Raw genomic sequence first — 13,742 nt, forward strand, 5'->3', positions numbered from 1 at the left:
TCAGTCGTTGGTGTTCATGGGGTAGGGGTGGTTGTCGTCGACCTCGTAGCAGATGGCGAAGGGTTTGTTGGTGATGAACAGCAGGGTGACGTCGTTGACGGCGGTAGCGCCGTGTTCCATCCAGCCGCCTTCGGGGAACCAGACGAAGCTCCCCGGCCCGTACTCGCCTTTGTGGGTGTTCAGGACGCCATCGATGATGTACATGCCGTGCGCGTGCGGGTGGGTGTGCCAGGTGTTCATAAAGCCTGCTCGGTACCGGATGAGGAACACTTCCATGCCGGTATCGGGGTCGCTGAAGAGCACCTTCACGGGGATCTGAGCGTTGATTTGTGGTACCTCGAGCAGGTCCCAGGGCATGCGCCCCGAGTCCGCGACAGTCAGCTCAAGCTGGTTGGTGGGCACGGTAGACATGGCACTCCTTCTGTTCTGTTTGTAGGTCAGGCGGCTTGCGCCGGGTCACTGAGACGGGCGGATTCAGCCCCGAACATGCGCTGCAGCAATCGATTTGATAAGTCCGAGGCGAACAAAAAGGGTCCGCCATACTGTTTGTCTCACTCATTTCTAGCTTCCGTTCGGGTTGAATCTCCACCTGATGCTGTTGGAGAGAACAGTGTTTCGGGTACGACAAGGTAGGCACGGGTCACACGTGCCTCGGTTTCGATGTTTGGGCGGCAGCTCGCGGCGGCCGAGGACGTCAGAAGTGATCAGGCGGTGAGTGATCTACTCCAACGCAACTCTGAGCAGGATGGCTGCTGCGTCCTTCGCACTTCGGCCGGCATCCATGTCCCCCTCGACGAGGGCGGTGATGATCGCGCCCTCCATCAGCAGCATGAGGTGGTTCGCGATTGTCGCCGATCGGGACGGTGGGACTCCGGATTCTTCGGCCAATTGTTGGAGCCAGACCCGGGTGCGGTCTTTGTGGCTCAATACGGCGAGCTGCGCGCGTTCGTTGACGTGGCCGACCTCGACTGATGCGTTGATGAAGGTGCATCCACGAAATGCTGACGAATTGAACCATTTAGTCAGTACGTCGAAGACAGCGAGTGCCGGCTTCTCATCGTTTGTTTGCAGTTTGGCGAGCTGGTCGACGAACCACGTGAAGTGCTTCTCATCCACCGAGGACAAGCATTCGGCGATAAGTAGATCCTTGGTCGGAAAGTGCTTGTATAGCGTTGGTTTGCTGACGCCGGCTGCCTCGGCGACGTCTTCCATCCCGACGCTGGTGATGCCCCGACGGTAGAAGGTGTTGGCGGCTTCTTGGAGGATCTTTGCGTGCGTGACCTCGCGACGCCTGGTCCGCGAGGCGTAGTCGGGCTTCGGGTCGATCTGTTGTCCGGTAATCGGGGTCACCTAGTTCCCTAGCTGCGCTTTCGGGGCGCGTTCCGTGCGATGGTCGATGAGGGTGGGCACCTTGTACTTGGCTAGTCGGCGGCCCATTCTGTCCCGGAACTCCTGGTCCGATGGTGGCGTCACGTCGCCGTTCCAGGTCAGCAGCGCAGAGACTGCCTCACCCCATCGGTCGTCGGGTTTGCCTTCGACATGGACGTCCTTGACTGTTGGGAATTCCGCGCGGATCGCTGCCACCACTTCTTGGGGGTAGATGTGAAACGAGCCCGAATTGATCATTCCGTCCAGTCGCCCATGTAGGTAGTAGTAGCCGGCGTCGTCGACGGTGACCAGATCACCGAGGGCGCACCATCCGTCGGGGTCGCTAAACGGGCGCGAGACACAGGCACTGCGGACCCAAAGCTCAGCCTCGTTTGATCCTGCGACAGGCCGGGGATCGAGCTCAATGCCGTCGACAGCTCGTCCAACGCTCCGCGCCAGTGAGTGATCGCCATGCACGATCAGCGCGTGGTCCTTCTGACTGAGCACGGTCAGGGGCCAACCACCTTCGAAACGGCCGTACAGTTGGGCGATCTGCGGCAGGACCTCTAGGCATGAGATGAGGTCCTGGAACTCGAAGGGCGCTCCCCCGCAGAGGATGTTCAGATTCCAGTCGGGTTTGTCCGAACCGAGTGCGTCAACGATCCGGGTCACCATGGCGGGGACCATGAACGATGCCGTGATTGCGTGCTTGTTCACGGCTCCTACAACGCGCTGAGCGTCGAATTTGTCGAGAACAACCTGGGGTAGTCCCATACGAAGGAACGGAAAGGTTCCGAGCAGCCCCGTGCCGTACTGCATTTGCTGCACGGTCAGATAGCACGCGTCGGGGCCTGGAGCTTGTCCGAAGGTTCCGTCTCGAAAGAGCCGCTCCGACAAAGCCATGTGTGCTTCCCAGTTGTCGAAGGACAGTGGGATTGCCAGAAGTTCTTCGCCTATGACCCCGCGGATGATTCGAAGTGCCACCCCGACCCCGGATATTGTCCGCGGCGCATAGGGAGCGGACTCTCGCGACCAGATGTCGGGGGTCAATTCCATAGTCGGTCTATCGATGTCGAGGTGGTGCTGCGGCCCGACCAGGACGAGATCGACGTCCGTCTTGTCGAAGAGCCGGACGGCTTCTGTGTGCGGCGCGGCAGGGTCGACCGGCACTCGGGTCAGGCCGGCACGTTCTATCGCGAGGTGGGCAACGAGAAGTTCAGCACTGTTCCACCCCCAGAGACCGATTTCGCCTGTGCCTCCGGTCCGTTCATGGATGTCGTGGGCGAGAACGTCTACCGCACTGTCTAGTTGGCTGCCCGTGTAGGACGCGTCGCCGTCGTGGACAAGAATCCGGTCCTGGGCGGACCTCAACGCTATCCGCGTACCGTTGCCGGCAATCATGGGGCCTCCTGGAGCAGAACACGCAACGCACCTCTTTGCACTTTAGCGCCGCCCAGAACGGTCGGAAGTTCGTCGAGGAATACCACGTCACCGGGCACAGCGACCTCGGACAGATGGGCCGAGGTGAGCACCTTCAGTGCCTGGTGCAGATCGTCGGTGGCTTGACGACGCGGTTTGAGGGTCACTGCTGCGACGATAGACGGTTGCCGATCGCCCTCGAGGTAGACAACCCCACAGTTGGCGACATCCTCGTGTGCGAGCAGGGAGGCTTCGATGATGTGCGGGTAGATGACATTGTCGTCGAGACGAATGGTGTCGCCGGCGCGGTCGCCGTAGAACAGGTAGCCATCGGAGTCGATGTAGCCGACGTCACCGCTTCTGAACCAATCGTTGGGGAAGTATGCGGCCTCGGTTTTGTCGGCCAGACCCCAGTACCGGCCGTCGGACATGGCCGAACGCACCACGATTTCACCTACCGACCGCGCCGGCAGTCGCCTGCCCTCGGGGTCTACGGTCGCGATCTCGATGTTGGGCGAGGCCGGTCGTCCTACGCTCTCTAGCCGATGCTCGCCGCCGTTGGCGACATCAGACGGCAGCAGTCGAGTCGTGACCGCTCCCTGTTCTGTTGCTCCAAAGCCGTGGGCCCAGATGGGTCCGATGAGCGAGGTAGTTCGTTCGAGCAGATCCTTTGATCCGAAAAACACAACTATCCGCTTAAGCGACAGATCGCTGCTCCCCCGCGATGCGAGCACATCGAGAATTGCAGAGAGCAGCGGCCCTGGCGCGAAGGTACCGGTCACCTTTTCAGCGATCAGAAGATCAACTACTTCGTCGGCATCAAACTCTTCGTCCGACAGCAGCACCGTTCTCGCACCCCGAAGCAGGTACGGGTACAACGTCTGAAAGCCCGAGGCCCACTGCAAAGGATGAAAATGAAGATTGACGTCGTTCTCGTCAACGGCGGGCTGGTCGGTGAAAGTATCGAGATGAATGGTGTTCTGGGTGATCACAGCCGCCCAAGACCGGTAGGTCTTCACCCAAGGCTTCGACATCCCAGTGGTACCTGAGGTCAGCTGGAGGAAACAGGCATCGTTTTCGTCGACCTCGATGTACGGATCCTCAGGCGAACCCGCATCCGACACCTCCGAGGAGGACACGGCCCACTCTGGGCAGTCCTCACCGAACGCAACGAACACGGTGTGCGGGGAAAGTGCGTCACGGACGGAGTCGATCTGGTCGGCGAACGCGGTGTCAAATACCAGTGCTCGAGCTTCGACGTGCTTGAGCAGCTCGACTTGGTCTTCGAGTGGGGTATGCGTATGAAGAGCGGTGCGGACTAGAGCAAACTTCTCCAAGCCCAGCCATGCCTGCACCAGTTCGGGACGGTTGTAGGACAGTACCGCCACACGGTCACCCTTTGACAACCCGTGCTGCAGCAGGCCGGATCCGAACCTGTTCGCCAGCACGTTCAGTTCGGCGAACGTTAGGTCAGATCCTTTGTAAGTAAGTGCGATTCGATCCGGGTGATGCTGTGCCGCTATCCGGAACAGAAATCCTGCTTCTTGTTTCATGGTTGGTACCAGCTCTCAGATGGGTTACGGGTGGACGATGATTTTGATGTGTTCGTCCTTGTTGCGGATCAATTCCTCGAACCCGCCCTCCACCACATCTTCCAGTGAGATTCGGGCAGTGATCATGTCAGCAGGCTTGATCCGACCATCATCGAGCGCAGACAGAACGCTGGGGTGCACACCAGCGAAACCGAGGGTCGAGGCGAGCTTCTTGCCCCCCAGCACCAGCGAGTTCACGTCGAACGTCGCTGGTTTCTCCCAGATCGCAACATTGAACGCTGTGCCCTTGGGACGGACACTTTCGACCGCCGTCTGCAGCGTGCTGTTCAAGCCGGAGGCGTCATAGGAGACGTGGGCACCCAGCCCTTGCGTTCGCTCACGGACCAGCGCTGGAACATCATCGACGGTCGGGTCGAACACATCGTCTGCCCCGAAGTGCACCGCCTGCTTTTTCCTCGCCGCTGATACCTCGCTGACTCCTACCCAGCGCGCGCCGCTGGCCTTTAATGTCAGCAGCAACGCCAACCCGATAGGTCCGGCACCGATGACCAAAGCGCTCTGGCCCGGTGCATACCCGGAATCGACCATCGCTTGCCAAGCGACGACTAGAGGGTCGATCAGGACACCAACGTCTGTAGGCACCGTCTCTGGGAGGATGTAGAGATTGCGAGCATCGATGACGGCGTACTCGGCTAGCCCACCGCCCCATCCTGATAATCCGTAGAAACCTCCCTGCGGGCACAGGTTGTACGAACCTGTGCGGCATTCGTGGCACGTGTTGTCTCGGATGTTTGGTTCCACGATGACCGGGTCACCAACGTTGAATCCTGTTACTCCGGAGCCGATTTCGGCGACACGGCCAGTGAACTCGTGACCCATGGTCACCGGCAGCACCTCACCGGTCAGAGGGTGAGGACTGTCAGCATCCGGAATGAGAATCGGGCCACCGAGGTACTCATGCAGGTCTGTCCCACAGATCCCACACCACTCGACCTTGATCTTGATGTGGCCGGGTGTTACCTCGGGCTCGGGGATGTCATCGATCCGGAGATCGCCTTTACCGTGGAAACGAAGTGCCTTCATACGAACATCCTTTGCGCCAGAGCCAGTAGATTTACGGGCTCGGTAAGTTACCGGTGTCGTAAATCTACGTCGCAGACAGATGGATCACAAGTATTGAGTTCCCATGCACGCAGGCGTATACTCCTGCCTCGCCGCCCGGCGACGGGCGTTCCGCAGTGACGCGCGCAGGTCCCGACACGAAACCGTCCCAGCCGCTCGTCAACCAGGAAGCGACACGGCGCGACCCGCCAAGCCCTCAGCCTCCAACACCAGCAGCATCAGTTTGATCAGCGCCGGGCACAACTAGCTAAGTTCACCGAAGGCCCTGACGACGAATACGCGTCCACCCAGGTGGTGAAGGATCTGATCGAGTTGGCTGCTGGTGTGCTCGTGGCACATGAGGTGCGGATCGCACGAAGAATGGGCACGGAGTGGCTACTGAACGCCGCTACGAGCTGGGTAGCGCGACACAACACTCCGGGTGGCGCCCTAGACATCGCACATCGGGTTGACATCCTGCGGGATGCTCTTGCTTAGCTTGAAAGCGGCCTGCATCTACCCTCGGGACGATGGCCCGACCTGGGCTTTCGCTCACGGCAGTCAGCTAGGGCCAGCACAAACCGTCGTGTCGTCTCTCGAGCTGGTTGAAGTACGACAAGATGTTCTATGTGGCGCCTTTAACTCCCGCTTTTCACCCTGACGATTCAGCGCATACGCGCAAGGCGCGTGGAGCGTTCTTCACCCCTGATGATGTCACGCAGTTCATTTCGACTTGGGCCATCGCGTCAGTGAACGACAAGGTGCTCGAGCCGTCCGCCGGCGACGCGGCGTTCCTGGTGTCAGCGGTGAACCGGCTCCAAGAGCTGTCTTCTGATCCGACTTTCGAGCCGGTTGTCGAGGGCATCGAGATCCATGAATACTCCGCCCGCGTCGGACGCAAGCGTGTGCGCGAGGCCGGCGGCAAGGCCCATGTTCGTGTCTCTGACTTCTTCCTTGTCGATCCAGAACCGTCGTACGACGTCGTGATCGGCAACCCGCCGTTCGTGCGGTATCAGGACTGGACGGGCGAGGCACGTACGCGCTCTCGCGCGGCCGCCCTACGAGCCGGCGTCGCCTTAACGGGTCTCGCGTCGAGCTGGGCTGCGTTCACCGTGCACTCCGCTCTGTTCCTCAAGGAGGGTGGGCGCCTGGGACTGGTTCTGCCGGCGGAATTGCTGTCCGTCAACTACGCCGCGCCGGTACGCCAGTTCTTGTTCAGCCACTTCAAATCTGTCGAGCTCGTGCTGTTCGAAGAGCAGATCTTCCCCGAAGCTGAGGCCGACGTCGTGCTATTGCTGGCCGACGGCTATCGGATGGGGCCGACTGACCACGCAGTGATCCGCCAGGCGAAGAACGCCACCGACCTGCCCTCACTTGGCACCGGGCAACCATGGACGCCGCCGGATCCGGCCGGAAAGTGGACTGGATCCCTGGTCCCCCCCGAGGGCATTGCACCTCTGCGGCGTCTTGTTCAGAGCGAAGCTTTTACCAATCTCGAGACGTGGGGTGACACGACACTGGGTATGGTCACCGGCGCGAACCACTACTTCACCCTGTCACCGCACGACGTGGAAAAGGTTGGGCTGCAACCCAACGAGCTCCTGCGATTGTCCCCTCCAGGGTCGTCACACCTTCGGGGGCTAGTTCTTTCGACCGCGATGCTCAACCGCTTAGGTCGCGAAGGAAAATCGACCTACCTTTTCTACCCTGGCGAGAACCCGTCGGCTGAAGCGCGGGCGTACATCGAGGCCGGGGAGAAGACCGGAGTGGAGAAGGCTTACAAATGCCGTGTCCGCAGGATCTGGTATCGGGTACCCCTGGTCAAACCTGCCGACCTCTTGTTGACCTGCATGAATGCGGACACACCACGGTTGACGACCAACCTGGCCCACGCCTACCACCTCAACTCCATACACGGTGTCTACCTAGCTCCCGAGCACCAAGAAATCGGGAAAGAACTACTACCGCTGGCCAGCCTGAACTCGCTCACGCTGCTCAACGCCGAGATGGTCGGACGAGCCTATGGCGGCGGCATCCTCAAGCTCGAGCCTAGGGAAGCAGACGTATGGGCGATGCCCGCACCCTCGTTGGTCAAGAGCCGCGCGCCCGCGCTACGAAAGATCCGCACCGCAGTGACCCGCAAACTCAAAACCGGCAACCTCTTGGAAGCCGTCGAACTGGTCGACCAGGCACTGCTTATCGACTCTCGCAAGGTGGGTACGAGGCAGATCTCGCATGTGCGGCAGGCGCGCACCGACCTTGCAGCCCGTCGAACCACGAGGGCAAACAGTGGCCGCTAAGCCGACAGCAAAAGATAGAGCGTGGGTTCTCTTCGACCGCATCGTCGCTGAAGCCGCACCGGACGGGCAATACGTGACGCCCTGGGTGCGCCGGCCGGACGAAACACTTCGATACGAGCCGGACTACACGACCCTCGAGCGACTTCTCGGTGTGCCGCTGCACCTGGCCGCAGACACCCAGACAGGCGTGCCCGCCCTCGCTTTGGACGTGTGGCTCGCGTACGAACTACGACGGGCCGGTTTTGATAAAGACGCCGTCTGGCCGCGGGCCAGCCATCCACGCATCCTTCCCGGTCCAGTCGCGCGACTCTTAGACAAAGGCGCGCTGCCTGCAAAAATGCAAGACGACCTACGAAACAGATTGACCAAGAAGGGCAACATAAAGAACGTCACCGGGTCCTCAGCGTCCATCCTGGGGAAAAACTACCTCAAGCAAGTCGACGTCATAATGACCGACTGGCAGACCGGTCCCGAGGTCCTGATCTCAACGAAGCGGATGGACTCGTCCTACGGGAAGAACGCGCCGAACCGTATCGAGGAGTCCTACGGCGATGCCAAGAATCTGAGGCTGCGACACCCGATGGCCGCGCTCGGTTTTGCTTTCGGGCTGCGCACTGACGTCTTCACGAAGGAGCCCATTACCGCCGAATGGCTGCTCGACCTGCTGGCAAAGCTTGGGCGCGAAGATGACGCATACCATGCAACGTGCGTGATCCTGATGGAGTACAGCAAGGACGAAGCGGTGCCTATCGACAACGGCGACGACGACGAGGACCGCAGCGTAACAGCAGGTCTCGTGCCGTCACCGGATGAAGGCGTGGACGAAGAACCTCTCGATCTACCCGAGTCACAAATCAGCCAAGACCTTGCCCAGCTCCCGCCAGTCGGGATCGATCACAAACGAACGCCGCAGAACCTATCTCCTGCAGTCTTCCTGGCGACCTTGATCGAGCGCGTGCTCGACGCGACACCGGTCAACCTCCACAAGCAGGCACGTGACCTCCGAAAGGAAACACACGCGACTTAACCCCCATTTGACTCCTGTGACGACGCCGAGGTTTGCCAGCGCTTTTCTCAACGCGGGCATTCCGGACTAGGGCCCCGCCCACCGGAGCCGCCGCTCGTCGACCGGGACGCTCGGTGTGAAATCGATGTGCATGAATGGATTTTGATCAGTAGGTTAGTCCACCAGCGCCTTACTGGTGATAATACGTTTGGCCCGCGCCAAGGCTGCGGCATTGTTGGGTGCGTAAAGCATCCTGAGAGCGATTTCAATGAACTCGGCCATCTCTAGGACGGCGGCGGCGTCGATGGTTGCTCCGCCAGCGTGGGTTCCGTCGTTGCCGACCCACTTGACCGCCTCAAGGAGGTCGGAGGCGTTGGCGCGTGTTGCGGCGTCGGTTGTGCCGGATGCCGCTCCAGTGCGGAAGTCTTTGAGGCGCTTGTGCAACCCCAGGGGCGGCCCGCCCGAAGCGGCCTGTGCGGGTACGCCCTGCGCGTCCATAAGACGCTCAAGGCCAGTTCGAAGAGCCGTAATAGCCGATCTCGGATCTGACCAGATGATTGCAGCGGCCCGGTCGAGTTCGGTCACAACCGGCTCGGGTACACCGCTCGGGGTCTCGACAAGCGACAAGGCCGGATGGAGCATCCGGACCTTCAGGAACTCGCCGAGCTCGGTGCGACCTGTCGGGCCTTCGTCCCATCCGACGGCGAAGTCACCTAGGACGGAGACAACCTCACCGCAGAGGAGGTTGACGCACACGAGACGACCACTGAACACGCCGCGGATGTCGTCGGGTTCATAACCGAGTTCACTCCAGCGCGCCATCGTCGTGCTGAGGCGGTCGTAGTGGATGTCCCCTTTGAGTGCAGTCAGCGTCGCGTCGCACCTCGGGCACGGTAGCGCCGGCCACTTGTCGACGGGAAAGAACTTTCGCAACGCTGCAACCTGGCTTCTCATCGCTTAACCGTTCCTTGCCGGTTCTGTCGGCCGACAAAGGTGACGAATATCCGTGGCACCGCTTCGACCGACCGTCCTATCCATCGGACGATTCTCATGCCGCAGATAGTACGCGGGCTTCAACGTCGACCCGGCACGCCCCACAGGACTGCGCACACGGCGGGAGGGATCGGCGCCGCGCGGCAGCTTCGAGATATGGCTAGACAGTTCTGGCCGGGAATGACTACCTGTACGACTGCGCCTCGTTGTTGCGCCCACCGGCTCCACGCGCCCTCACGGCAACGTTCCTTCTTGACAAAGCTCAGCAATGCTCAATGGTGGCGGCCATGGGTCTGGTTGGACATTGTCCGGTTTCGCTAGGCCTGGACCTTGTTCTGCGCTAGGTAGTGGCCAATCCCAATCGAAGTGGACATTCTCCCAAACGGCCGGGTCGAGATAGGAGATGCGGCGACTCTGGAACTGTGCCTCGGTGAACGCAGTGGACTGGCCGTCGAACGTGACCTGGTAGAACGACACCAACTGTCCGTGAAACTGGGCCTTAAAGAACGTCGTGGCCTGGCTGTGAAACTGGGCTCTTTTGAACGAAGTACGCTCGCCGCGAAACTGCGACTGATTGAACGACGTGCGCTCTCCGCGAAACTGCACTTGGTCAAACAAGGTGCGAGTGCAGCAGAACCTCGCCTGGTTAAACGATGCGCGGCCTCTGTGAAACTGGGCCTCTTTGAATGTTGTCTGCTCACCGCTGAACTGGGCATTGGTGAACGACGTGCTCTTGCTGCGGAACTCCGCCTGACTGAACGAGGTGCGCTTACCGTGGAACGCAGTCTGGCTGAACGATGTTGTCCACCCATGAAACTGGGTCCTAAAGAACGTCGTGAGCTCGCTGTAAAAATGGGCACGTCCGAATGAGGTTCTATCGCTATGGAACTCAGCCTGACTGAACGAGGTGTTCTTGCCGTGAAACTGTGCCCCGCCGAACGAAGTTGACTCGCCGTAGAATTGGACTTGTTGGAAGTTTGCGGTCCCACGGAAGTGGGAGCCGGCGAACTTCGCATCGTACAAGCGGGCTCCAGAGAGGTCAAAGTCGAGGTGGCTCCATTGTTCACCTGGTGCCTTGTCGGTGAGGTGGGCTGCGATGGTGCGGACGATGCTTTGCCGAACGTGGAGGTCCACTGGAGGTGTCTTCGCGGCCAAGCCTGCGGTGAAGTCGTAGATTCGCGTTTGTTTGCTGCCGTCTTTGATGGGAGGAAGCCGGAGGTAGGCACAAAGAACGTTGATGCAGGCTTGGGCTTGGCCGGTGCTGCGCTGGGCGAGGTGATTGCGTGTTTTTGTGCGACCCTTTGTGTTCCACGTGACCGTAGGTTTGGTGAGGTACCAGGTCCAGGGGATTGGACGGGGTTTCAGCCAGTCGTCAACGAGGGCTTCCATGGCGTAAACGCCGGCGATACGGACTGCTGCTGATTTATCGGCGAGCTGGGTGCCGATCGCGGTGAATCGGTCTTGCCGGTTACTTGTGCGCCAGTGTTTTTCGGTTTGCCGCCGATTCCAGTAGGCGACGAGGAACGCTAGGACACCTGCGGCGACGACGCAGAGGCCGCCGATGACTGTGGCGACCGGTTGGGTGAGAAATGCCCCTGGCTCGGCCCTTGGTGACGGCGCGGGCGCAGCTGACGGCGTGCCGACGTGCAGGGCTGCAAGTGCGCGCATTAGCGCGTCGATGTGCAAGGCGATCACACCGGTTCGCCATCTGCATCGTCATCGAGGTATCCGGCGTCGTGCAAGGCGGCATCGAGAACCGTCCGATAAGGGCGGGCGGTCACTGTCGCGATGCCATCGAGGGTCGCGCGGGTTGGTAGCCCGCGAACCCCTTTGGTCCGCCACAGGTGCAAGTTCTGGCGAGTCACGCCGATACGGCGTGCCAATTCTGCGTCGCGGACACCGTACGCATCCTGGTGGGCATCGAGGATGGAAAGCAGACGGGCCGTTGTCACGCTGCAAGCGTGACCACATCGATCAGAGTTGTCAAGCAGTAGTTGGCATGAAGTCAAGTGTTACTTGACATAATATATGTCATCGGCGTAAGAGAAGGACGTGAAATCCGCTGTGTGACATTCGCTATCGCTAGCTGCCGTCTGCCCGGTTTGCACTCGAACTACCAGAATCGTCGATGCGGTATCGCCGGATCGGACGTTTGTCGGACCTCAAACGAAACGCACCCAGGCTCGGCGCGAGTAAGCGTCACATACTTGCGGACGATTGCTAACTCTTCAGAGCTCTTACACACCAGTTGTCCGATGAGGACGCACGCTTGGCACCATCCAGTCCTCTCATGCGGGAGACTCTCCCACGAATGAACTGTACCCACCCCCAGCTCGCAGAGGTCGATTCGCCAGGGGCAGCCAACTCGTCTCCAATCAACACGTCTCAGTACCAGTTCAGACTGCCACCAGTCGTCGAACCAGATTGCGCGAGGGATTCTGCTCGCGAGCTCGACTCAGCCAGAAATCATCGCCCACTGTTGTTACGAAACTTGAGTTCATAGGTCGTCACCGCGATAACAAGTTGGGCGTTCGAAACCCGACCCGTCAGTGCAGCATCAAGCAAAACATCGAACGGAATAGGAAGAACCTCCATGTCGGCCTCTTCGTCTGCCGGCTCAAAACTCGCTAGGGGCGCCGGGGTTAGGTCGTTCGCGAGGTAAATCCTGACAACCTCGCTACTCATGCCCGGCGAGGAGCACGTAGTAGACAATGGCTCCCATCGCTGGGCCACCAGCCCCGCCTCTTCTTGCAGCTCACGCTGGGCGACGTGCATCGGGTCTTCTCCAGGGCTGTCACATAAGCCTGCTGGCAGTTCAATGAAGCGACGCTGATGTGCGTGGCGATATTGGCGTATACATACAACGCAGTCGTTGTCGTCTATCGCCAGAATGACGACTGACCCGGGGTGTTCCAGTACCCGACGGCGAAAGACAGTCGAATTGCCATCGGCGCTTGTGCGCTGAAGAACATCTTGTCTCAAGGCCACTACCCAATCGTCACGGTGCAGATCCGTGCTTTCCACGACGGACCAGGTCGGTGGTTCCTCCCTCGGTAAGTCCTCAACGAAATTCTGGCTGTCCAACGATGACACCGCGGCATCATCTGCAGGGATTTCAGGTTGCAACAGGCTACCTCGCTTAACAATCTGCGCGAAATGCACGCGATTCACATTCGGGAATACGGTCGAGGGACACCCATGTCAGACTTAATCTAACCCGTTCACTCGGGCTGTCCCGTCGATATGTCGTTATCCGATGGTTCGCCCTAATCACCCTAGATCGGGATTGTCACAAACGACTACATGACCAAAGGTGCGACACCTCAGCCTTTAGAATAAATCTGAATAACAGCTCGCGATCGCCTACGCTGACATCGACCATCGTCGAAATCCCAGCTCGTCACCGCCTTGAGCTGAGCGGCCTTCGCCAGAACCCGCATCTCAGAGTCCGAAAGTATGTGCATCGTGAATCCCTCTAGAGATACCCCTCCGGCGTGATTGGAACCGCCGCCGCGTACATCACCGAACTCATTCACACGCCCGGCAACGAAATGCAGAATCTGCCTCGGGAGACGGTAATTTCGCCGCACATGTCGCGTTAAGCAAAGCAGCCCGCCCGGCCGGAGAATCCGCGCCGCCTCACTGATCGCCGCAAAGCGCGATTGAACACCAAGCACCGACTCGATCATATGGTATCCTAGAAGTACTGAATCGAAGCTGTTGTCGAAGAATGGTAAGTGAGTTGCATCCGCATTTACAAGCGGGGCTTCGGGGTGGAGTCTACGATACAGCGCTAACTGCGCAAGCGCGTAATCGATACCGACAATCTGGTCAACGTTGGTAAACGCGTCATGGAGCCTTCCAGACCCACAACCGACGTCCAATACTAGGCCGCCGCGGTTGTTTATATATTCCATCAATCGATGCTCACCATGTGCGAGTTGTTCTCGCAAGAATCCAGCGGCAGTGACATGTGAATCGTAAAAGCTGTGATTGGTCATG

12 protein-coding genes are annotated in these 13,742 nt (G+C 59.7%); 2 read left to right on the forward strand and 10 right to left on the reverse strand.

All coding sequences use genetic code 11. The features are described 5' to 3' along the window. From J3S28_RS26050 to J3S28_RS26070, 5 genes are all read right to left on the reverse strand, one after another. Positions 1-411, reverse strand: a complete 411-nt coding sequence (locus J3S28_RS26050; RefSeq protein WP_207843874.1) for a cupin domain-containing protein — start codon at positions 409-411, stop codon at positions 1-3. A 309-nt stretch (positions 412-720) separates the two neighbouring features. Then, complete coding sequence (locus J3S28_RS26055) at positions 721-1,350, reverse strand: TetR/AcrR family transcriptional regulator (protein ID WP_207843875.1); 630 nt, start codon at positions 1,348-1,350, stop codon at positions 721-723. Beyond that, positions 1,351-2,769, reverse strand: coding sequence for a class I adenylate-forming enzyme family protein (locus tag J3S28_RS26060; protein WP_207843876.1), 1,419 nt, complete (start codon positions 2,767-2,769; stop codon positions 1,351-1,353). It lies immediately after the preceding gene. Next, on the reverse strand, positions 2,766-4,340 hold the full coding sequence (locus J3S28_RS26065) for a class I adenylate-forming enzyme family protein (RefSeq protein ID WP_207843877.1): 1,575 nt from the start codon (positions 4,338-4,340) through the stop codon (positions 2,766-2,768). The genes J3S28_RS26060 and J3S28_RS26065 overlap by 4 nt, the downstream gene beginning before the upstream one ends. Before the next feature lie 24 nt (positions 4,341-4,364). Further along, positions 4,365-5,423, reverse strand: a complete 1,059-nt coding sequence (locus J3S28_RS26070; RefSeq protein ID WP_207843878.1) for a 2,3-butanediol dehydrogenase — start codon at positions 5,421-5,423, stop codon at positions 4,365-4,367. Between the two features lie 638 nt (positions 5,424-6,061). Here J3S28_RS26070 and J3S28_RS26075 point away from each other — a divergent pair. Together J3S28_RS26075 and J3S28_RS26080 are read left to right on the forward strand one after the other, a co-directional pair. After that, positions 6,062-7,741: an N-6 DNA methylase gene (locus tag J3S28_RS26075; protein ID WP_207844075.1), complete on the forward strand. Its 1,680-nt coding sequence runs from the start codon at positions 6,062-6,064 to the stop codon at positions 7,739-7,741. Beyond that, positions 7,731-8,768, forward strand: a complete 1,038-nt coding sequence (locus J3S28_RS26080; RefSeq protein ID WP_207843879.1) for a hypothetical protein — start codon at positions 7,731-7,733, stop codon at positions 8,766-8,768. The genes J3S28_RS26075 and J3S28_RS26080 overlap by 11 nt, the downstream gene beginning before the upstream one ends. 153 nt (positions 8,769-8,921) lie before the next feature. Here the strand turns inward: J3S28_RS26080 and J3S28_RS26085 are convergent, their stop codons facing one another. The 5 genes from J3S28_RS26085 to J3S28_RS26105 all read right to left on the reverse strand — a co-directional run bounded on the left by J3S28_RS26085 (position 8,922) and on the right by J3S28_RS26105 (position 13,741). Beyond that, positions 8,922-9,701: a DUF4145 domain-containing protein gene (locus tag J3S28_RS26085; protein WP_207843880.1), complete on the reverse strand. Its 780-nt coding sequence runs from the start codon at positions 9,699-9,701 to the stop codon at positions 8,922-8,924. Positions 9,702-9,974: 273 nt separating this feature from the next. Next, on the reverse strand, positions 9,975-11,435 hold the full coding sequence (locus tag J3S28_RS26090) for a pentapeptide repeat-containing protein (protein ID WP_207843881.1): 1,461 nt from the start codon (positions 11,433-11,435) through the stop codon (positions 9,975-9,977). Further along, positions 11,432-11,692: an XRE family transcriptional regulator gene (locus tag J3S28_RS26095; RefSeq protein WP_207843882.1), complete on the reverse strand. Its 261-nt coding sequence runs from the start codon at positions 11,690-11,692 to the stop codon at positions 11,432-11,434. The genes J3S28_RS26090 and J3S28_RS26095 overlap by 4 nt, the downstream gene beginning before the upstream one ends. 514 nt (positions 11,693-12,206) lie before the next feature. Further along, complete coding sequence (locus tag J3S28_RS26100) at positions 12,207-12,902, reverse strand: NUDIX domain-containing protein (RefSeq protein WP_207843883.1); 696 nt, start codon at positions 12,900-12,902, stop codon at positions 12,207-12,209. A gap of 161 nt (positions 12,903-13,063) precedes the next feature. After that, positions 13,064-13,741: a class I SAM-dependent methyltransferase gene (locus tag J3S28_RS26105; RefSeq protein WP_207843884.1), complete on the reverse strand. Its 678-nt coding sequence runs from the start codon at positions 13,739-13,741 to the stop codon at positions 13,064-13,066. Between the last annotated feature and the right edge of the window lies 1 nt (position 13,742).

Source organism: Williamsia soli (assembly GCF_017377795.1).
GTDB lineage: Bacteria > Actinomycetota > Actinomycetes > Mycobacteriales > Mycobacteriaceae > Williamsia > Williamsia soli.

Coding starts and splice junctions, on each gene's coding strand:
- J3S28_RS26065 (WP_207843877.1), bottom strand. CDS start 4,340: ATGAAACAAGAAGCAGGATTTCTGTTCCGGATAGCGGCACAGCATCAC.
- J3S28_RS26050 (WP_207843874.1), bottom strand. CDS start 411: ATGTCTACCGTGCCCACCAACCAGCTTGAGCTGACTGTCGCGGACTCG.
- J3S28_RS26060 (WP_207843876.1), bottom strand. CDS start 2,769: ATGATTGCCGGCAACGGTACGCGGATAGCGTTGAGGTCCGCCCAGGAC.
- J3S28_RS26070 (WP_207843878.1), bottom strand. CDS start 5,423: ATGAAGGCACTTCGTTTCCACGGTAAAGGCGATCTCCGGATCGATGAC.
- J3S28_RS26105 (WP_207843884.1), bottom strand. CDS start 13,741: ATGACCAATCACAGCTTTTACGATTCACATGTCACTGCCGCTGGATTC.
- J3S28_RS26075 (WP_207844075.1), top strand. CDS start 6,062: ATGTTCTATGTGGCGCCTTTAACTCCCGCTTTTCACCCTGACGATTCA.
- J3S28_RS26085 (WP_207843880.1), bottom strand. CDS start 9,701: ATGAGAAGCCAGGTTGCAGCGTTGCGAAAGTTCTTTCCCGTCGACAAG.